Source organism: Acinetobacter sp. 24-47-47 (genome assembly GCF_057737035.1).
This window is the reverse complement of record NZ_CM173216.1, coordinates 190863-212000: the sequence shown is the minus strand read 5'-3', so window position 1 is coordinate 212000 and position 21138 is coordinate 190863. Positions and strand designations below refer to the sequence as shown.

The 21138-nt window shown below is 39.0% G+C and carries 20 protein-coding genes; 7 read left to right on the top strand and 13 right to left on the bottom strand.

All coding sequences use genetic code 11. The annotated features are described in order from the left end of the window. Positions 1-17 precede the first annotated feature (17 nt). Positions 18-626 carry a cell division protein BlhA gene (gene blhA / locus AC1M9E_RS00965; protein ID WP_488224941.1) on the top strand — a complete coding sequence of 203 codons (609 nt, stop codon included), beginning with the start codon at positions 18-20 and terminating at the stop codon, positions 624-626. 109 nt (positions 627-735) lie between these two features. Further along, positions 736-954, top strand: a complete 219-nt coding sequence (locus AC1M9E_RS00960; RefSeq protein ID WP_035263886.1) for a hypothetical protein — start codon at positions 736-738, stop codon at positions 952-954. A 44-nt stretch (positions 955-998) separates the two neighbouring features. On the opposite strand, the gene AC1M9E_RS00955 is transcribed toward AC1M9E_RS00960, so the two are convergent. The 7 genes from AC1M9E_RS00955 to glnK all read right to left on the bottom strand — a co-directional run bounded on the left by AC1M9E_RS00955 (position 999) and on the right by glnK (position 7160). Beyond that, the gene (locus tag AC1M9E_RS00955; RefSeq protein ID WP_488224940.1) at positions 999-1547 is read right to left on the bottom strand and encodes a VTT domain-containing protein; all 549 of its coding nucleotides are present in this window, start codon (positions 1545-1547) and stop codon (positions 999-1001) included. Between the two features lie 111 nt (positions 1548-1658). Then, positions 1659-2318 (bottom strand): riboflavin synthase, encoded by a 660-nt coding sequence (locus tag AC1M9E_RS00950; protein WP_092767353.1) that lies wholly within the window; start codon positions 2316-2318, stop codon positions 1659-1661. Between the two features lie 28 nt (positions 2319-2346). Next, complete coding sequence (locus AC1M9E_RS00945) at positions 2347-3639, bottom strand: DNA adenine methylase (protein WP_481607884.1); 1293 nt, start codon at positions 3637-3639, stop codon at positions 2347-2349. After that, the gene (gene ribD, locus AC1M9E_RS00940) at positions 3636-4733 is read right to left on the bottom strand and encodes a bifunctional diaminohydroxyphosphoribosylaminopyrimidine deaminase/5-amino-6-(5-phosphoribosylamino)uracil reductase RibD (RefSeq protein ID WP_481607885.1); all 1098 of its coding nucleotides are present in this window, start codon (positions 4731-4733) and stop codon (positions 3636-3638) included. The genes AC1M9E_RS00945 and ribD overlap by 4 nt, the downstream gene beginning before the upstream one ends. Before the next feature lie 31 nt (positions 4734-4764). Next, entirely contained in the window at positions 4765-5229 is a 465-nt protein-coding gene (gene nrdR / locus AC1M9E_RS00935; protein ID WP_092767359.1) for a transcriptional regulator NrdR, read from the bottom strand. A gap of 138 nt (positions 5230-5367) precedes the next feature. Beyond that, complete coding sequence (locus AC1M9E_RS00930) at positions 5368-6762, bottom strand: ammonium transporter (protein ID WP_488224939.1); 1395 nt, start codon at positions 6760-6762, stop codon at positions 5368-5370. Positions 6763-6821: 59 nt separating this feature from the next. Then, on the bottom strand, positions 6822-7160 hold the full coding sequence (gene glnK, locus AC1M9E_RS00925) for a P-II family nitrogen regulator (protein ID WP_004650081.1): 339 nt from the start codon (positions 7158-7160) through the stop codon (positions 6822-6824). Between the two features lie 272 nt (positions 7161-7432). Here glnK and AC1M9E_RS00920 point away from each other — a divergent pair, with 272 nt between their 5' ends. Beyond that, positions 7433-7660 carry an accessory factor UbiK family protein gene (locus AC1M9E_RS00920; RefSeq protein WP_092767430.1) on the top strand — a complete coding sequence of 76 codons (228 nt, stop codon included), beginning with the start codon at positions 7433-7435 and terminating at the stop codon, positions 7658-7660. 89 nt (positions 7661-7749) lie between these two features. Continuing rightward, positions 7750-9234: a YifB family Mg chelatase-like AAA ATPase gene (locus AC1M9E_RS00915; protein ID WP_488224938.1), complete on the top strand. Its 1485-nt coding sequence runs from the start codon at positions 7750-7752 to the stop codon at positions 9232-9234. Between the two features lie 43 nt (positions 9235-9277). Here the strand turns inward: AC1M9E_RS00915 and AC1M9E_RS00910 are convergent, their stop codons facing one another. Next, on the bottom strand, positions 9278-10018 hold the full coding sequence (locus tag AC1M9E_RS00910; RefSeq protein WP_481596094.1) for a TorF family putative porin: 741 nt from the start codon (positions 10016-10018) through the stop codon (positions 9278-9280). A gap of 690 nt (positions 10019-10708) precedes the next feature. On the opposite strand from AC1M9E_RS00910, the gene AC1M9E_RS00905 reads away from it, so the two are divergent. Continuing rightward, positions 10709-12022, top strand: coding sequence for an OprD family outer membrane porin (locus AC1M9E_RS00905; RefSeq protein WP_481591499.1), 1314 nt, complete (start codon positions 10709-10711; stop codon positions 12020-12022). 101 nt (positions 12023-12123) lie between these two features. Here the strand turns inward: AC1M9E_RS00905 and ppa are convergent, their stop codons facing one another. Next, positions 12124-12660, bottom strand: coding sequence for an inorganic diphosphatase (ppa, locus tag AC1M9E_RS00900; RefSeq protein ID WP_005233448.1), 537 nt, complete (start codon positions 12658-12660; stop codon positions 12124-12126). Between the two features lie 121 nt (positions 12661-12781). Further along, complete coding sequence (locus AC1M9E_RS00895) at positions 12782-13180, bottom strand: MAPEG family protein (RefSeq protein WP_035268067.1); 399 nt, start codon at positions 13178-13180, stop codon at positions 12782-12784. 100 nt (positions 13181-13280) lie between these two features. Here AC1M9E_RS00895 and AC1M9E_RS00890 point away from each other — a divergent pair, with 100 nt between their 5' ends. Beyond that, positions 13281-13664 (top strand): hypothetical protein, encoded by a 384-nt coding sequence (locus AC1M9E_RS00890; protein ID WP_035268065.1) that lies wholly within the window; start codon positions 13281-13283, stop codon positions 13662-13664. Between the two features lie 36 nt (positions 13665-13700). Here AC1M9E_RS00890 and AC1M9E_RS00885 read toward each other — a convergent pair whose 3' ends face one another. Both AC1M9E_RS00885 and parC read right to left on the bottom strand, forming a co-directional pair. Then, entirely contained in the window at positions 13701-15374 is a 1674-nt protein-coding gene (locus AC1M9E_RS00885; protein WP_481591500.1) for a long-chain-fatty-acid--CoA ligase, read from the bottom strand. Between the two features lie 150 nt (positions 15375-15524). Continuing rightward, on the bottom strand, positions 15525-17741 hold the full coding sequence (parC, locus tag AC1M9E_RS00880; RefSeq protein ID WP_481607886.1) for a DNA topoisomerase IV subunit A: 2217 nt from the start codon (positions 17739-17741) through the stop codon (positions 15525-15527). Positions 17742-17985: 244 nt separating this feature from the next. Between parC and AC1M9E_RS00875 the strand changes: the two genes are divergently transcribed. Beyond that, the gene (locus tag AC1M9E_RS00875) at positions 17986-19716 is read left to right on the top strand and encodes a hypothetical protein (RefSeq protein WP_481593219.1); all 1731 of its coding nucleotides are present in this window, start codon (positions 17986-17988) and stop codon (positions 19714-19716) included. A gap of 34 nt (positions 19717-19750) precedes the next feature. Here the strand turns inward: AC1M9E_RS00875 and niaP are convergent, their stop codons facing one another. Continuing rightward, on the bottom strand, positions 19751-21070 hold the full coding sequence (gene niaP, locus AC1M9E_RS00870) for a niacin transporter NiaP (RefSeq protein ID WP_481596093.1): 1320 nt from the start codon (positions 21068-21070) through the stop codon (positions 19751-19753). Positions 21071-21138: the final 68 nt, after the last annotated feature.

Here is a 21138-nt window from a genome sequence, read left to right as displayed (position 1 = left end):
GAAAAAGGAGAATCACGGTGGCCATTAATGTCGGTCAAGATTTTAAAAAACGTTGGTTGAAAGCGCCAGAAGCGGTTCGCCAAGCTTTTATCGACGACCTTAATCGCATCAGTGATTTACTCGAACCTCAAACTCAACCAGAGCAATGGTTAGACCATGATAATCGTGCCCAACAAGTGGCTCAGTTAAAGGTTGAACAGGCTTATGCGGATGAAAAAGCACGATTAATTGAAGAAGCTCGTATTCGTAAGCAATTGGCTTTAGAAAAATCATTAGCAGAAAAACGTGCACTGCAAGAGGCTTATAATCAAAAGCTTCTACAAGACGAATATCTAAAATTTCAACAACAAACCGATTCGCTCGTACAGTTACGACAAGTGATTGATGCAGAGATCGGTGAATATACTGAAAAATACCAAAAAGTGACTACACCCCATCGGGACTTTTCAGGAAACTCTTCTGCGCATTTATCAATTCATCAAGATTTAGATACGATTCGTTTACGTCTCGAGCTTGAAGCTGAAACCATGATTGAAGATGCCGTACAAATCTTTAAATCAAAACTTCAAGCAGCAGCAAAAGAAGAGATCGAACTTATTTTAAAAAATACATCTCTACCTTCTTAGAGGCTCGAACGGTGGATGCTTAGTGTCATCAAAATGAAACATATTTGTCACACCATGAATGTGATTTAAATGCTCTCTGCGATTTGACGGACATGAGGAAAGTATCACCATGGATCTTTTAAACAACATCTCTGAACGAATCACTCATTTGAAATCTGGCGAGCATGTCACAATCAGTGCTCAAGAACTATTGATTAGTCGAGCAGATTTTCAATCCGTTTTAGTGTATCTAAAACATGAGTCAAAAAAAGGTGACTTTTTAATTCAAGATGAAGCTTTGGTAGAGAATTGGTTTGATCGCACATCACTCACCATTAATAAAATTTAAAAGAGCCCACAGAGGGCTTTTTTTATCAGGTTTGAAGTATCAATTTAAGCAAAAAAATCTAAAATGGCTGAGAATATATTTCCCATGCCATACCCCATACCCAGTAAAAGTGCGATCCAAATCCAAGCACCAATAATATTGTAAAACATGAAACTGCTATAGCTCATATATCCAGAGCCAGCAGCGAATGGAGCAAAAGAACGTACAAAAGGGATAAAGCGCGCAATTAAAATGGTCTTACCACCATGTTTTTCGAAATAAGCATTGGTTTTGGCAATATACTCAGGTTTCAACCAACGTGAGTGCTCGCTAAAATATTTAATACCAAGCCATCGCCCTGTATAGAAATTGAGAATATAACCAAGGACTGAGGCGATAAATAATAACAATCCCATATAGTGCAAATGAATCAACTCAGTGGTCGAGCATAAAGCACCGATGGCGATGAGCAAACTGTCCCCGGGTAAAAAAAACATGAAAACGGAACCATTTTCCGCGAATATCACTAAAAATAAAATTGCGTAAATCCATACGCCATATTGCTCTAATAAACTAGGTAAAAGCTGCTCTAAATGCAGTAAAAAATCAATCATTCTGAAGTTCTCTGAGCATGTTGCTTTCTCCTTTAGATAGATTGTATACCTAATTTATTTAAACAAAAAAACAGCCTAAAAATTTAGGCTGTTTTCTATTTTAATCATTTTTTAACGTAAAAAGCCATTCTGTGCTAAAAATTCCATGCTTAATTTAGACTCAGGTTTATGTTCAGCAGCCTTATCCCCAAGCAATAAACGTTCAATATATCGTGCAAGTACATCGACTTCTAAGTTTACTTTAGTCCCGACTTTCCACGTACTAATATTGGTCCGCTCTGCAGTATGAGGAATAAGATTTAAACTCAACACATTGCCACGTAGATGATTGATTGTAAGACTAATTCCATCAACTGTGATGGAACCTTTCTCCGCTAAATATTTTGCAATTTCAGGCGGGGCCGTTACCTCAAAATAGAGTGAACGTGCATCTTGACGTTGCACCGTAATTTCACCAACTACATCTACATGTCCACTAACAATATGACCACCAAAGCGAGTTGTTGGTAACATCGCTTTTTCTACATTGACAGTTTGCCCAACCTTCCAACTCGATAAAGTTGTACGATGAATACTTTCAAGTGACACATCTGCTTCGTACCATTGATTGCCCCATGCAATAACAGTTAAGCAGATGCCATTAGTCGCAATAGAATCACCCAAGTGAACATCAGACATATCAAGATCAGTCTGTATACGCAAGCGGATATCACCACCTACATTTTGTAAACTTTCGACTTTTCCTAAACTTTCTACAATGCCTGTAAACATAATGGGTACTCTTAAATTTGTTCTATTTTTACCATAAATCCAATTGTTCAGCGACGCCTGTAGTGTCAACTCCACCCAATTCAGCATAGTGGTGTAACTGACCAAGTAACTGTCGAATTGGCGGTCCTGATTTTGCGTGCGTGTCTGTAATCACGATAAACTCAAGAACGCGCGCACGCTCAGACTGACGCTGCTTACTCACACGATATCTTGGAACATCTTGAGTCAAAATTGTGACTCGTCCACGCTCTAAATTCGCTTTAAGTAAATCGCCAGCCTCAATATTTCCATCCGTTGAATAGCTGGTCAAAATATAGCGTGCATTAATGGTTTGCAAAAGCTTTTCATACGCTTCTTTGGCATGTTTAGAAGAATTGTATGGGCTTGGTCGTTCTTTACGCCAAGCACGGTCGATTCCACTCTTGAAACCCTTAGTATCTGGACTTGGTAAATCTACCTGATCCCATAAAGTCAAAGCATTCAATACATGATAGTTGCTACTATAGGCATGCTGATTATAGGGTGGATCCAAATATGCCACATCGACTTCGAAACCACTCATTTGGTTTGCTAAGTGTTGAGCATCCACACACCACATTTCAGCTGCTGGGCCTGTCAGATTTGAATTTTCACAAAAACGACTTGGGGTCAGCCATAGTAATGATTCAATTCGCTCTAAAGCCGTCTGAGTTTTACCGCCCCAGCCGTGATGGAAACTCTTAAATACGCCTGACGTATTACTCACAAAACTTGCTGAATACAATAAAGGTGCAAGTAAAGCGCTCATTTCCACATCATCAATTGCACCTTGAGCTTGCCAGGTTGCAATTTGTTGACGAATTGCATCAATGCGCATGCCATTTCGACGTTTGAAGAATAAACGGTCTCGTGAAGGATCATAGATCTCATCATTACGAGGACAGAGATTGTGTGTTACCCATCCTTTGACCTCAGGCAAGCGATTAAGATAATCAATTGCTTTCTGATATCCGCCTAATTCTTTAAAAACAGGAGCTTCAGTACATGACAATATGGCATGATTGAGTGCGTGGCTGTAAGGCTCCCAATCATTCGCTATTACTCGGTAGCCATTTTGACGAGCCAAACGAGAAACCACACCACTCCCAGCAAAAAAGTCCGCAAAGATAGGCGCTCGACCTGAACTCGTATTCAAAGTTCCAGTGCTTTCTAATGCCTCAAGAATCAAATGTAATAAACGACGCTTGTTGCCTAAATAAGGCACAAGTTGATTAAACAAATACTCATCTGTCGTACGTGCTGCATGGCGACGTTTATGATAAACCGTTGACTCTATACTCATAGCGACTCTTGATCAGGGATTAATTTTAAACGGATGTCATCACCTAACTGAGTTACATCTTGAAGTTTAAAACGGAGTTGTTCTGTCATTTGTTTAAATTCAGCATTAAACATTGGACGAGCTGATTGACCTAATAGTGTAGGCGCAATATAACTAATCAATTCGTCTACCAAATTTTCCTGCAAAAATGCAGTAGATAGGGTTGCACCAGCTTCCACCATCACATCATAGATTTGAAAATCTTTTAAGACTTTTAGCAACTCAACTAAGGGCTGAACTTCGAATTGAATCACGCCAAGTTGTGCAAGCTCTGCTCGAAATGGTCCCATGACCATGACAGTATCAGGATTCTCTAACACTTTAGCATCTAAAGGTAAGCGACCTTGACGATCTAAAATCACACGTTTTGGCTGCACAACTCGTTCTAATTGAATATTCGGTAGAGCTCTAACATTCAACTGACAATCATCAGCCAACACTGTTTCAATACCCGTGATCACTGCACCAGAAATTGCACGCCAATGTTGAACATCCTGACGTGCCAGTTCACCTGTAATCCACTTCGACTCCCCTGAAGCCATTGCTGTACGACCATCGAGACTCGACGCGACCTTTAAACGTACATAAGGTAATCCCTTAGACATAGCTTTAAAGAAGCCTAAGTTCAAAGGACGCGCTTCCAACTCACAGATCCCGACTTCAACGTCTATACCTGCTTGTTGTAGGATAGCCACACCTTTACCAGCAACCAATGGATTAGGGTCTGAACAAGCCACTATCACTTTTTCAATGCCCGCTTCGACCAAACCTTTAGCACAAGGAGGAGTACGACCATAATGCGCACAAGGTTCTAATGTGACATACGCGGTTGCACCCTGTGCTTGCTCCCCTGCTTGACGAAGTGCAAACACTTCGGCATGTGGTTGCCCAGCTTGGGGGTGAAAGCCTTCACCAATAATCTGTCCGTCTTTGACAATGACACAACCTACATTAGGATTTGGTTTTGTCGAATATTGACCTTTCTTCGCCAATGCTATTGCACGACGCATCCACATTTGATCTTGATCGATCTTTTGTTGCGAGAACTCAGACATTCATAACCTTGAAGTTGAATTTGGGGCGAGATTAATGTTCTTGATCTCGGTGTTGCATTTGTTCGATTTGACGGCGGAACGCTTCTACATCTTGGAAATCTTGATATACAGATGCAAAACGTACGTATGCGACATGATCGAGTGCAAATAAAGCCTTCATTACAATTTCGCCTATAGTACGCGAACGCACATCACGTTCACCTAGTCGACGAATTTGAAGTTGAATATCACTGACCACCGCTTCAATTTGTTCTTGTGTCACAGGACGTTTTTGTAAAGCATGCATGAGTGAACGACGAAGTTTCGCTTCATCATAAGGTTCATTTTTACCATCAGACTTGGTGACACGAGGCATCACCACTTCAAAACTTTCAAAAGTTGTAAAACGCTCATTACAACTAATACATTCACGACGACGGCGAATTTGGCAGCCTTCAGCAGCTAAACGTGAATCAATCACCTTACTATCAGCGGCGTTGCAAAATGGACAATGCATAGCGGTTTAATTGAACAAATTCTATTTGCACCAAGTGTATCAAAAAATTCTGCTCATGTTGAGCTTTCATCAATATATAGAAAAAAAACAGCCCCAAAGGGCTGTTTCACACTATATATTGATTGTTGTGTTTAATCGTTATTCAACGCGCTCACCATGTTGACTTAAATCCAGACCCATACGCTCATCGTCTGATTCAACACGAATACCGATGATTAAATCAATGACTTTTAAGATGATGAATGTCAGGATTGCTGAATAAGCGATTGTTGCAAGAACACCTTCAACTTGTACCCATAATTGGCTTAATACGTTTGTAGGTGCTGCATCGCCCATGATGAACTCACTTGCAAAGAATGCGGTTAGAATTGCGCCAACGATACCACCAACACCGTGAAGTCCAAAGGCATCTAATGAGTCATCCGCTTTCAATGCACGTTTTAATGCTGTAATACCCCAGAAGCATACGACACCACCAATTAAGCCCATCGCTAAAGCACCACCTACTGTCACGAATCCAGCAGCTGGCGTAATCACAACCAGGCCAGCTACCGCACCTGATGCCGCACCCAACACTGAAGCTTTGCCACGAACGACTTTTTCAGTGATTAACCATGAAATGGCAGCAGCGGCAGCAGCAACTTGAGTTACCACCAATGCATAACCTGCTGAACCATTTGCACCTAATGCAGAACCACCATTGAAACCAAACCAGCCGACCCAAATTAAACTCGCACCAATGACAGTCAATGTAAGGTTATGTGGTGCCATTGATTCTTTGCCTAGCCCCATACGCTTACCAAGCATATACGCCGCAACTAAACCAGCAACACCTGAGTTAATATGAACAACAGTACCACCTGCAAAATCAAGTGCACCATCGTTACCTAACCAACCACCACCCCATACCCAATGTGTAATAGGAGCATAGACAACCACCACCCAAATTGCGATAAACGCAACAAAAGCACTGAATTTCATACGCTCAGCAATAGAACCACTGATAATGGCAACGGTAATGATTGCAAATGTCATCTGGAAGATGACAAATAAAATTTCTGGAATTGTTCCACTCAATGCTTCTGTAGTGATACCAGACAACATAAATTTATCTAGACTTCCAATAAAGGCATTACCTTCACCAAAAGCAAGTGTGTAACCAACCACCACCCAAGCGATACTGACTACCGCAGCAGCGACAAAGCTGTGTGCCATGGTACTTAAGACATTTTTTTTACGTACCATACCGCCGTAAAACAGCGCTAAACCAGGAATGGTCATGAGTAAAACGAGTGCAGTTGAAACTAAAATCCAGGCAGTGTCACCCGTATCAAGAACTACCCCTTCTTCAGCAGGAGCTTCTTCTGGAGCTGCTGGTAATGTTTCAACCAAATTAGAATCTGTAGATGAAGCCTCAGTTTCAACAACTGCAACTTCAGTAGAAGTTGGTTCTGACACTGCTTCTTCAGCCCATGCGACAGAACCACCTAAGAGTGCGCCAGACAAGCTCAGCGCCATTAGCATTTTTTTCATTCGTATCCCCCAACCTAGTTTTTGTGAGTTATTCGCTACTCAGCAAACTTCATGCCAAATTAAACTGCGTCAGCACCAGTCTCACCAGTACGGATACGGATAACTTGTTCTAGATTCGTCACGAAAATTTTTCCGTCACCAATTTTGCCAGTACTAGCTACACGTGTAATTGATTCAATCACTGAATCAACCATTTCGTCACTGATTGCGATTTCAATTTTTACTTTAGGTAAAAAATCAACCACATATTCAGCACCACGATAAAGTTCAGTATGACCTTTTTGACGACCAAAACCTTTTACTTCAGTTACGGTGATCCCTTGAACGCCAATTTCAGAGAGTGCTTCACGCACGTCATCTAATTTGAATGGTTTTACAATTGCTGTTACGAGTTTCATGTTGTTTTCCTTCGGCTTTTTTCACCAGTAAGGTTTTATGTTCAAATTTCATGCCAAACTTCATAATGGTTGGGGATATTAATCAGCCAGCATGAACTTATTTATAACCTATTTTATACGCCTACACGGCCTTATGTTCTAAAAATATTGGGAATTTTGATGGATTTTTTTTATGTTGTTATTGGTTTAACCTATGAAATGTAGTTAACACTAGGGTCAATCTAAAACGGATGTTAAACTTCAATGTTGATGACTTATTATTCGGAAGAACTATGATTGAAACTTTATTACAGGCAATCTTAGAACAGGTTGACCAACCCAAGAAAGATTTAGAAAAAAATGTGAGAGCGTTGTTAAACGAAGCGATTAGTAAAATGGATTTGGTTTCTAAAGAAGAAATTGAGCGTCAGAAAACTGCACTAAACAATGCCAATTTGCGTTTAACAGAACTTCAAACGCAATTAAAATCATTAGAAAGCTTAATTTCCGATCAAAAATAAGCAACATTGCACCAATACAGTGCTTAAATACAAAGTTGGCGATTAAAAATAAAGCAATTCTAAAAATAATATAATAATGGTTCAATTTTATGTCATTTGCCAAAATTTATACCCGAGGTCTTCTTGGTTTACATGCACCACTGATTGAAGTCGAGGTTCATGTCAGCCAAGGATTACCTTCACTCACCATTGTAGGTCTTCCAGAAGCTGCTGTTCGAGAAAGTAAGGATCGTGTCCGTTCTGCAATCATTAATAGCGGTTTTCAATTTCCAACCAAACGGCTGACGATCAATCTAGCCCCAGCTGATTTACCCAAAGATAGTTCAAGGCTTGATTTACCTATTGCTTTGGGGATTTTAATCGCTTCTGGGCAACTACATGATCAAAATATTGACCGTTTTGAATTTATAGGTGAATTGGCACTCGATGGTCTGTTAAGACCTGTAACTGGAACTTTGACTATCGCAATGGCATGTCAAACCGCAGGTCATGAGTTAATGATTCCTGTGAGTAATTTGGATGATGCAGCCCTTCTTCCCAATTTTGAGGTGTATACAGCCAAGTCATTAAAAGATGTTTGCCAACACTTTGATCAATCGAGTCCAATTCAACCCATATTAGCGAATAAAACGATCCAACCTCAAATAAATCGATTTGATCTCGCTGATGTCAAAGGTCAATTACGTCCAAGACGCGCCTTAGAAATTGCAGCAGCTGGTGGACATTCTATTTTATTTAAAGGCCCGCCAGGCACTGGTAAAACACTCCTTGCCTCAAGATTGTCTGGCATCTTGCCCCCATTAACCAATCAAGAACACTTAGAGGTCGCAAGTATTTACTCCATTGCAAATACACCTTATCAATTTGGTCATCGCCCCTTTAGAGCGCCACATCATACGGCATCCGCTGTGGCCTTGGTTGGTGGTGGCTCACACCCTCGACCAGGTGAGATCACCTTAGCTCATTTAGGTGTACTTTTTCTCGATGAATTACCTGAGTTTGACCGAAAAGTCTTAGAAGTATTGAGGCAGCCTCTTGAGTCGAAAGAAATCGTCATTTCCAGAGCATCAAGACAAATTACTTTCCCGGCTAATTTTCAATTTGTCGCTGCAATGAATCCATGTCCATGTGGATATGCCTTCAATCAAAACAGTCGTTGTCAATGTTCACCTGAATCAATTAAGCGCTATCAAAATCGAATTTCTGGCCCTTTACTAGATCGGATTGACTTACATATTGATGTGCCACCTTTACCTCCCCAAGACATGCAAAGCACTACACCGATGGAGAATTCTGAAACAGTCAGAAAACGGGTGATTCAGGCCTATGAGTTGCAAATTCAACGACAAGGTGTGACAAATCAAAATCTAAGTTCTCAACAGCTTGATCAAGTGGCTCAACTAGATGATTCTGCAAAAAAGATTATCGCTATGGCTCAGCAACGTTTGAATTTATCAGCACGTTCTTACCACCGAATCTTACGTGTCGCTCGTACAATTGCTGACTTAGCGAGTTCTGAACATATACAAACAGCTCACTTAACCGAAGCACTCTCTTATCGTAAACAGGAATAAAAAAAGCGACTCAGTTGAGTCGCTTTTTTTATTTGAGTTGAGTTTAGAAGCTATAACCCAATGCTAATACCATTTTATTCTTTAAATTGTTTCCATAACGATCATCACCACCAATAATATAATTCATGCTTGCTGTGACACCTGTTTCCCCTAAAGCTTTACTTAGACCAATATCAAAGTGACGGAAATTAAAACTTTCTGACTCTGGTGTTTCTGCAACATACTTACCGTCTTTTTCATAAACATATAAACCCAAAGCTGTGTCCAAGCTAAAATCGTTTGGTAGAGGATAACTATATGTAGCTTTTAAATATGTGTCTCCAGCGTTCCCCCAACCTGTATCTTCCAACAAAGTTTGAGCAGTTACTCCAACATCTTTGTAATTCAGACCAAGTAATAATTCAAAGCCATCATAAACTGACGTTTCAACGTCATAATAATAGTAATAAGTTGTACCTACAGTAAAACCAGTGTTTTCATTGATTGAACCGTTGTAACCCACATAAAAATTATTTTCCATTGGATTGGTAGTACCGTAAGCATCTGTACCTAGCGTAGATGTCCACCACCCTGCGTACAATCCAGAACTATGGCTATAGTCTAATCCACCTTGTAATGTAGCTTCAGTATTTTCAGGAGCTGCCGTATTACCACGCAATATATAACTTGATAAAACACTGATATTACCCGATACAGAATGCGGTGAAGTTGGTGCCTCAGCAAAAGAAAATGTTGATGCAGATGCTACAACTGCTAGACCCAATGCTTGAATTGCTAATTTCATATTTATGTTCCCCCCACATCATGATTAGATGCTTTTTCGGTTTATTTGTTGAACTCATATGTGAATTAGCAATAGCTATGCCAAAGTTAAAGGTGTCTAGATACAAAGGAATTAAAACAACGAGATAAAATAATTTAAAGTAATGATTTTATTAATTTATTTATTTAAATTTCTTATTTTCAAAAATATTCAAAGAAATTTTTTTTGACGATCCACTTGAGTTAAAGGCATATCTTTTTAGATTACACATTCATTTACAAGATGCATCATTTTAAGGCTATTTTTTAAACAAATTTAAAATTGGAGTATCAATTTAGTGCGGCATGAAAAGCCAATGATGTCTGAACCACATTAAAATTAAATGAAAATGAACTGAATAAATATCATTCTTATTTAAAATCCTTTATTCATCCTTATTTACTTCTGATGTTACAAAAAAAAAACGTGCCATATTGACTAAATTAAAAAAAAAAAAGAATATCAGGTTAAAAATAAATATATGTTATTAATAGTTAAATTTAATTTTATAATAATTTTAATCTTTAATAATTCACAACTTAGTTTAATTTATATACTTTTTGCTTATGACTTTAGGTGCGAAATTGTGAATAATAGAGCCAATTTTGTTATACATTACGTATACAAATACTAAACATTAACCATAATCATTTTGTATGAGGCTCTCTCCCAATGCAAAAATTCCAAAAACTAAGCTTAGCAGTTCTTATTCAAACTGCTTTAATTTCTACTGCATTTGCGAGTGAGCAAAGTGAGTCAAAGGGATTCGTAGAAGATGCTGAAGGATCAGTATTATTCCGTACAGGTTTCTTGCATCGTGATAAAAAGAACGGTGTCGAAGATACCAGCTCAGCAGCTCAAACAGCCATGGTTAAAATTGAGTCTGGTTTCACGAAAGGTATCGTTGGTTTCGGTGTTGGTGTTATTGGTGATGGGTCTTTCAAATTAGGTGATAATGCCCATACCGGTAATGACATGATTCCAGTCGATAATAATGGTCATGCTTATGATCATTGGGCAAGAGGTGGTGCTTTCATCAAAGCTCGTATGTCGAACACCACAGCTACTTATGGGACTCAGATTTTAGATTTACCTGTTCTTGCAAGTAATACAGCTCGTTTGGTACCTGAATATTACACTGGCTTGTTAATCCAAAGTAATGAAATCGATAATTTGACTTTGGTTGCTGGTAAATTTACTGAAAACCAACGTTCTAGTCAAATCAATACCGATGGAAATGAATTAGATCGCGCGGTTGTTTGGGGCGCTAAATATAACTTTGGTGATGCTCTCAATGCGTCTTATTATGGTACAGACATTAAAGATCGTTTAGAACGTCACTATGTGAATGCCAACTATAGTTATGCCGTGGCTAAAGGTAAGTTGACTCACGATTTCAGTGCATATCGTACTGAATGGGATGCTGCACCAAATAATACGGCATATACTTATTCTCATACTTCAAATGATTTCAATAACTTAAGCAATAATATTTGGGCAATTTCAACAACTTACAATACTGGTCCACACAATGTAATGCTTGCTTACCAACAAAATACAGGTAATACAGGTTATGACTATGGTTTGGGCAAAGGTGTTGGTGATGGCCATCAAACGATTTATATGCCTAACTCGTATTTATCTGATTTTATTGGTAATGATGAAAAATCCCTACAGCTACAATATACCTATGATTTTGGTGCATTAAATGTTCCTGGCCTGTCATGGACTTCGGCATTTGTTTATGGATGGGATATTGATGTATCTGCAGGGGGTACTGACCGCTCAGTATTGCTAACCAATGATGCACAGGAACGTGAATTCTTTAATCAAGTGAAATATACAGTCCAATCTGGTTTTGCTAAAGATGCAAGCTTACGTGTTCGTCACTCTTACTACCGTGCAAGTGATGAATATCAAAGCGCTTATATCGGCGACACCAACGAATGGCGTATTTGGTTAGACATTCCCGTGAAATTATTCTAATTTTCAACTAAAAAGATCAATAAAAAAACCTGCACTTTGTGCAGGTTTTTTATAAAAGCTACAAGATCAAAGTTTGTAGCTTTATTTATACATCAGGCAAATTATTTGTTTGCTTCTGCATAAGCAGCAATTGAGCTTAACACTTCTTGTTTAGCAACATCTGCACCTTCCCAACCACTTAACTTGACCCACTTACCTGGCTCTAAGTCTTTGTAGTGTTGGAAGAAATGTTCAATTTGGCTAATCAATAAAGGAGGAAGGTCAGTATATTCCTGAACATCTTTATAGATTGGCGTTAATTTATCGTGTGGTACAGCGACAAGTTTCGCATCAACACCACCATCATCTTCCATATTTAATTTACCCACTGGACGGCAACGGATAACCGAACCTGGTTCTACAGGATGTGGAGTAACAACTAATACGTCTAATGGATCGCCATCAAGAGATAATGTATTTGGTACATAACCGTAGTTTGCTGGGTAGAACATTGCAGTACCCATGAAACGATCTACGAACAGTGCATCTGAATCTTTATCAATTTCATATTTAATTGGTGCTGCATTTGCAGGGATCTCGATAATTACATAGATATCGTTTGGTGCATCTTTACCTGCAGGGATATTACTGTAGCTCATAGCAAACTCTTTACTGTCAGTGTTCATTAAAATGGGGTTGATTATAACGCTTTATTCAGCAATCATCATTCGATTATACAAGCTGAAGATGTATTTTAGGTATGGTGTTAGTCTGTTTTTCTTAGAGCAATCGAATAATTAATAAAAGCAATAAGATCGGACAAAGCATTGATAAGAACCAAACAATTGATCTAAGGGTCGCCCAATTACATAAATAACAAATCCCATAGATGATTCGTAAGACGATATACGCCGAACCTAATAGAATCACCAATTGTTGTTGAACAACCATATACTCAGCCATCAAAACTGCCGCAATAAATAATGGCAAACTTTCAAAGCTATTTTGCTGAGCTGCATTTGCTCGAGCCGCTAAGCCTGTGGTTTTAGACATGAATTCACGCGGATTTTGATTATCCTGCCCTTTGAAACCACCTGCAATTTTAGCAATGACTGTAAATAAATAAGGGAGTAAACAAGCAATTAAAATAAGGTAAATAACACCTTCAATACCGTGCATGGATTTCAGTCCAATGATTTAAGCTGGTTTTATCTTAGCATGATGTTTGTGCGATAATTTTAGTTAAATTATTTTGTTTATTAAAATTCTGAGTAATGGCATGACCAATTCTGACCAAAAAAAGTTATTTGATGTTCTCGAGTTACAAAAGCAACATCAAAAACGTGTCGATCGTGTGCTTTATATCGTTCTTCCGATTATGGCTTTCTTGATCAGCGTAATTTGTGCCAATATGAATTGGCAATCGACTCTCGGCACATTGCTGGTTCTCATCATCGCCTTTATCGCGGTGGGGATTAAACGAGCGAATAAATGGATCTGGCTGAGCATTATTTCTGTATATAGCTTAGTTGATATTTACTTCAGTTATTCAGGACAGTTACCGAGTTCTGCTGTAGGGCGTCATTTAGGTACAATGCTGACATTTACATTTATTATTGCAACAGCGCGACCTTATATCGACCGTTGGCTAATGAAAGAATAAATTAAAAAAGCGCCTTACGGCGCTTTTTTATTTGAATTATTTGCGTAAATCTTTACGAAGGATTTTACCGACATTCGATTTTGGCAATTCATCCATGAATTCAACATAACGAGGACGCTTATATCCTGTTAAGTTTTCTTTCGCAAAAGCTAATACTTCTTCTGTTGTTAATGATGGATCTTTCTTCACAACAAACAGCTTAGGCACTTCACCTGATTTTTCATCAGCTACACCAATCGCTGCAACCTCGAGTACTTTAGGATGTGTTGCAATCACTTCCTCGATTTCAGATGGGTATACGTTAAAGCCTGATACCAAGATCATATCTTTCTTACGATCAACAATCTTGAAGTAACCACGAGCATCCATGATACCGATATCACCAGTACGGAAGAAACCATCTGCGGTCATCACCTTAGCTGTTTCATCTGGACGGTTCCAATAGCCTTTCATGACTTGAGGACCACGGATTGAAATTTCACCTTGCTCACCTTGTGGAACTTCATTGCCATCGTCATCCAAGACAGCGACATCCGTTAAAGGTAATGGGATACCAATCGTACCGCTAAACTCTTCAGATGCCGGTGGGTTTGCCGTTGCAATAGGTGAAGTTTCAGAAAGACCATAGCCTTCAATAATATTTGTACCTGTGATTTTTTTCCAAGCTGCAGCAGTTGAAGGCAATACAGCCATACCACCACCCATCGCCATTTTTAATTTGCTATGGTCAAGTTGTTTGAATTCTTCATTATGAACGAGTGCGTTGAATAAAGTATTCACTGCTGGGAAGAAACCAGGCTGATATTTGCGTAGCTCTTTAATGACTGCAGGGAGATCACGAGGGTTAGGAATCAGTACGTTTGCTTGACCCTTGTACATACCATAAAGTGCACAAACCATGAATGCAAAGATATGATATAGCGGTAATGCACAGAAAATGCGATCGTCGCTCGCACCATCTTGAGCACCAAATTTAGATTGGAAAATACCATCTGCTTGCATTAAGTTTGCAACAAGGTTGCGATGTGTTAATTCCGCACCTTTTGATACGCCTGTTGTACCACCTGTATATTGCAATACAGCAGTGTCGCTCAACGTTGTTGCTGGACGCTTATAATGTGCAGTACTGCCTTTAGACATCGCAGTCGTGAATTTCACATGTCCTGGGATACTCCAAGCTGGAATTTGCTTACGCACTTTACGTAAAACAAAATTCACGAGTGTACCTTTTAAGGTACCTAACATATCACCTACTGTCGCCACGATCACATGCTTAACTGGCGTTTTACCAAGAATTGATTGATAAACAGAAGCGAAGTTTTCAATAATCACAAGCGCTTCAGTGCCTGAGTCATTCAGTTGATGCTCAAGTTCACGAGCTGTGTAAAGTGGGTTCACGTTGACAAGAACTAAGCCCGCACGGAATACACCAAGTGCCACTACTGGATATTGCAGTACGTTTGGCATCATGACCGCTACGCGAGAACCTTTTGCTAAACCAAGGCTTTGAAGATAGGCTGCAAATTGACGGCTCGCCGTATCAAGTTCATTGAACGTTAATGTTTTATCCATAAAGATAAAAGCATCACGCGAACCAAATTTCTGGAAGTTTCTCTCAAAAATATCAACAAGAGAGGTATTTTCTGGTGGTAACTCTACTGTTTGTGGAATTCCAGTTTTTTGGTATTCAGCGAACCAAATCTTTTCCATAATGCCATATTCTCCAATTAGTAATACTTGGTTTTAAACTCTTCTTTTCGATAATGTATTGAGCATCTTATTTAATTTATTGCTCAATAAAGCATCCATAGCCATAAATACATTTCATATATAACGTATTTTGTCGACTAGATGCTAGCTTTATCTTTGAATGAAGAGTTTATTTGCTTTTTGATAACCTCGTGGTAATACCTGCCCTTTTGAAGCACGTTTACCGATGTATTTCAGCAGATCATCACCTTTTAATTTCAATTGTTGTTGTCCAGCAACGACCTGAAGCACATCATCCAAGTTAAGTGTTGTCATAGACACAATGCGTTCCTTTGCATCCAACTGCATCAATTTATTACCTTTTCCTTTATTGAGCATTGGTAACTCTGTCAGCTCTGTCAGTAATAATCGTCCAGAACTGCTGAGTACAGCGATATGTGTACCATCAATTTGTTGCAATGGCATTGCGCTTGCATCATCTGCAAGCGTTAAAAACGCTTTACCCGCTTTAGCATTGGTGTCCAATTGTTTCGCTTGTGTTTTAAAACCATATCCTTTGGAGCTGATCGCTAATATTTCCACCTCATCTTCAGCAATCAGAATTTGTTGGAAATTTACTCCATTTGCTGGCGATAATTTCGAGCTTAATGGTTCACCTAAGCCGCGCGCTGAAGGTAATCCTGTAATTGGTAATGCGTAACTTCGACCAGATTGATCTAATACATACACTTTTTGATTAGATTTACCTTGTGCATGACTTAAATATTGATCTCCTGCACGGAAATTGACTTTATCTAGATCGATCTCATGTCCTTTCGCACAACGAATCCAACCCGCTTCCGATAAAATGACAGTGACAGGATCAGCTGGCATCAAATCTTGTTCACTAATCGCGGTCGCTTCTTCACGCTGAACAATTGGAGATCGGCGATCATCACCAAACTTTTTCGCATCTTCTTTTAATTCTGAAATGATCAGATTTTTTAAAGATTCAGGATTCGCCAATTGCTCTCGAATCACGGCTGCTCGAGCTTCAAGCTCTTCTTGTTCACGGTGAATTTCCATTTCTTCGAGACGCGCCAAATGACGTAATTTAAGCTCTAGAATGGCTTCGGCTTGAATTTCATCAATACCGAAATGTGACATTAAGACTTCTTTCGGATGATCTTCCTCACGAATAATGCGAATTACCGTATCAATATCTAAATACGCAATTAAAAGTCCCGCCAGAATATGTAGACGTTTTTCAATTTTATTCAAATGGTATTGCAAACGTCTCGTCACAGTCGTTTTACGAATTTCAATCCATTCCAATAAAATACGACGGATTGATTTTACTTGTGGACGACCATCAGCACCAATCATGTTCATATTGACGCGGTAGCTCGACTCAAGATCGGTCGTGGCAAATAAATGGCTCATGACCGCATCTGCATCGATACGATTTGAACGCAAGACAATTACCAAACGTGTTGGACATTGATGATCTGATTCATCTCGTACATCACTTACCAACGGTAATTTTTTTGCCTGCATTTGATCAGCAATTTGGCTGATAATTTTAGAGCCAGAAACCTGATATGGTAATTCACTGATGACAATTTCATTTTTTTCAACCGAATATACCGCACGCATGCGATAACTGCCGCGCCCAGTGCTTTGTGATTTCAGTAATTCATCAGCAGGTGTAATAATTTCTGCTTGAGTCGGTAAGTCTGGACCAGGAATATATTCAGCAACTTTTTCATCAGACAAATTCGGGTTACGAATCAGTGCAATTGTACCCTTAACAACTTCCCGTAAATTGTGTGGTGGAATATCTGTTGCCATTCCCACCGCAATTCCCGTCGTACCATTTAAAAGAATATTCGGTACGCGTGCTGGTAAATTTACAGGCTCTTTTAATGAACCATCAAAGTTATCTTGCCAGTCGACAGTTCCTTGACCTAACTCAGAGAGCAGGACTTCACTATATTGTGATAGTTTGGCCTCGGTATATCGCATTGCAGCAAACGACTTTGGATCATCTGGTGATCCCCAGTTGCCCTGCCCTTCAATAAATGGATAACGATAACTAAATGGCTGTGCCATTAAGACCATTGCTTCATAACAAGCAGAATCACCATGCGGATGATATTTACCTAAAACATCACCAACTGTACGTGCTGATTTCTTGGGTTTACCACTATGCTTTAGACCAAGCTCGCTCATCGCATATACGATACGGCGTTGTACAGGTTTTAATCCATCACTAATATGAGGCAATGCACGATCCATAATCACGTACATCGCATAGTTTAGGTAAGCTTGTTCTGTAAATTCTGCTACAGAACGATTCTCTGTCGCTTGGTGCGCAAGGCTTGTCATTGAATCGTGAAATCCTAATGAATGAATAGTTTAAGGGTGTATGCTAGTCTCCCAAACTGCGAAGAACAAGCAAGGTTGGACACTTTGTAAAGATAAAATAACAAAAAAAAGGCCAGTTGGTTTTATTTCATTTTAAATTGGACTTTTTTCTTGTATCCAATTAATTTTATTGAATATACAATAATCAAAACACAACTTTATAACAAATGCTTTTACATACGCTCATCGTATGAACGGAACAAACATGCATAATTACATTCCTTATGATCTTCGCTCAAAATTATTTCAAATTGACCCTAATCTAGATGTTCATTGGCAAACGCGTTTAAAAAATATTTTTAATAGTGTTCCCGCACCAATACAAGGTCTGATCCAGGAACAATTCCTGACTGCGAAGAATATTTACTGGGATCAACATCGACAATCATTCACTTTTAAGGGCATTGTTGGTCTTCAGGATTTAAGCAGTCATTTAATCTCACCGAAAATGCGAACTTTGGCTGAAAAGATCGCAGCCACTTTAGAAACGCTTAAATCATATCAAGACGTAATTAAAATCGCCGATTACTTAGAAACTGTACAAAATCAAATTGATCGTATTGAAACAGAAGAAGATCAAAGTTTTCTTAGAGACAAACAACTCCTACGAAAAACTTTTTTATATGATGCTGCAAATATCATCAAAACACTCGACTTAAATGTTCCTGATAATTGCCGACATTTAACAGCTGAAGAAATTCGTACTTTTATTCTTGAAGTTCATATTAAACATCAAATTCTAGGCTATTGGTTCAAAACCATCCTCCCGAGACAACTGAAGCAAATTAGCCATCCATTATTCCAAGACTTTATTATTCAAGAACAAAAAATTCGTGATTTTGATGTCATTGAAAGCAGTCAGTATTTATATCTGGTCGCGACCATTCATGACTTTAGACAGAACCCATATTCTATCCGCCGCTTTTTAATGGAAGAAAAGCTAGGTCTTGAAGATCGAGTTTACCTAAATGGCGTGGTGTTAGATAAGAAACGCTTAAATGATCCAAGCTATTTAGAACAATTTAAATGGCAAGTCAGTCGAATTATTACGATCCAACGACAGATCACGACTCCTATTTTGGATCTGATGGAAAAATTTCATAACGTCAATTTTGATCTGTTATTACCATTACTCAAAAAACCGCTCGATGCTTCTGGATTTTCAGTCGAACAAGTCATTAACGAGCGACTTTTAGATTTCGAAAAAGCTTTAACCCTTGAGATCTTGCAACCTTTTCAATATGCACTGCGTCATTCAATTCGTCACCCTGATGAATTTGATTATTGTTTTATCAGTATGCATCGTCTGTTCTCTGATATTGCGAGTTTTTATAAAGACTTTTCAAGTGAACCCATTATCGCCTTCAATACTCAAGCTCAAATTTTCGAATATAAAATTTTATCCTATTTAAAATTGATGGAAAAAAGACGACATACTATTTTCGTGAGTTTAGATGCAGAGTCTTATGCGGCAAGTCATAGCAAATCTCAAGCAGCGATTGAGCAAGTCAAAACTATTATTGCCGATGCTCTAGACCAACATAAAGTCAATCAAATTGCTTTTAATCAGAAAAAAAGAGAACTCGAAAGCCAATCAAACAAAGGATTCTTTCAAAAAATGTTTGATAAAACTGAAAAGTTAAAATCGGAGCTTGAAGCGCTTAAATTGGCTGGAATTAATAATCGACGAATTGCATATTTAGATCTCGTGAAAGTGCCCAAAAAACATGATGAAACGACGGTGTACCTTGAGTTTGAAAGTTTGATTTCAATTAATCAGACTGAGCGTCACTATGCTTTTGTCAATGGCGACAATGGGGTATCAGCTTTGCCTATTTTAATTCAACTCCCTGAAGATAAAGAAAAATTCAATCTTCAGCAAGTGTCGAACACATTACATTTTGACTTAACTAAAGCACGTCAAAAATGGGTCTAAAAAAGAGGAGCTTAGCTCCTCTTTTTTCACAGATTTACATCCCCATAGACTCAAGTGTCTTACCTTTGGTTTCCTCACCGAGCACCAAGATCACGGCTGCAACTGCCAATAATACAGCGGTAAACATCATAAATACTTGGCTAAATCCATTTGAAGCCACCATCATATGGGTAACCACTAAAGGTGCAACAATCCCACCAATACGCCCAATTGCTGCTGCCCATCCTGATCCGAAAGCACGAATATTTGCAGGATATTGTTCAGGCGTGTAGGTATATAAAACGCCCCATGCACCAAGATTAAAGAATGACATCAAGCATCCCCAGAACATGATCATCGCTACGGTATCAGCCTGCCCAAAGAAATATGCTGATACTGCACACATTGCAATAAAGCCTGAAAGCGTCGCTTTACGCCCTAACTTTTCAACGAGCCATGCCGCGACAATATAACCTGGCAATTGTGCTAAAATCATCCCGAGAACATATTCAAAAGACTGCACAATGGTATATCCCTCTTTGACTAAAAGACTTGGTAACCACGTAAAAATACCGTAATACGAATAAACAATCCCAAACCAAATTAACCACAGCATTAAACTGCGCTTAGCGAAACCGCTTGACCATAACTGACCAAAACTGACATTTGAATGTGTTGAAACTGGTTTCACTTCAATTTTTTCGATGACTTCGACACCACACTGTCGCTCGATTTTTTGCACAATCGCGTGCGCTTCATTAATACGACCTCGATTGATCAAGTAAGGAACAGATTCCGGAACTTTTTTTAGAATGACGAAGACATAAAGTGCAGGCAAACCACCCAATAAAAATGCAACATGCCAGTCAAATTTAGGGATGACAAAATAAGAAACCAGTGCAGCACATAACCAGCCTAGCCCCCAGAAGCTTTCAAGTAACACAATAAAGCGACCACGAACATGGGCTGGAATGTATTCACTCACTAAAGTCACGGCAACTGGTAACTGTCCGCCTAAGCCTAAACCTACAATAAATCTAAAGATTAATAACCATGTTAAATTTGGTGCGAAAGCACAAAGAGCTGTTGCTATACTATAGATGACCAATGTTGTAGCAAATACTGCTTTACGTCCGATTCGATCCGCCAGTCCACCAGAGAATACTGCACCTATCGCCATTCCCACAAAGCCGATGGATACAACCCAACCTTTTTCAGCAGGCGTCATTTGCCAGTCTTCAGCCATCTTCGCCAAGATAAAGGAAATTAGTCCAGTATCCATTGCATCAAACATCCAGCCTAATCCAATCACCCACAACAAGGTGTAGTGAAATTTACCAATAGGTAAACGCTGTATTCGTGAGATTAAATCCATAGCATGCTCTCTGTGAGGAGTGATTTAAATACAACCAATGACAATCGCTGTTTTCTCAACACTGCTTT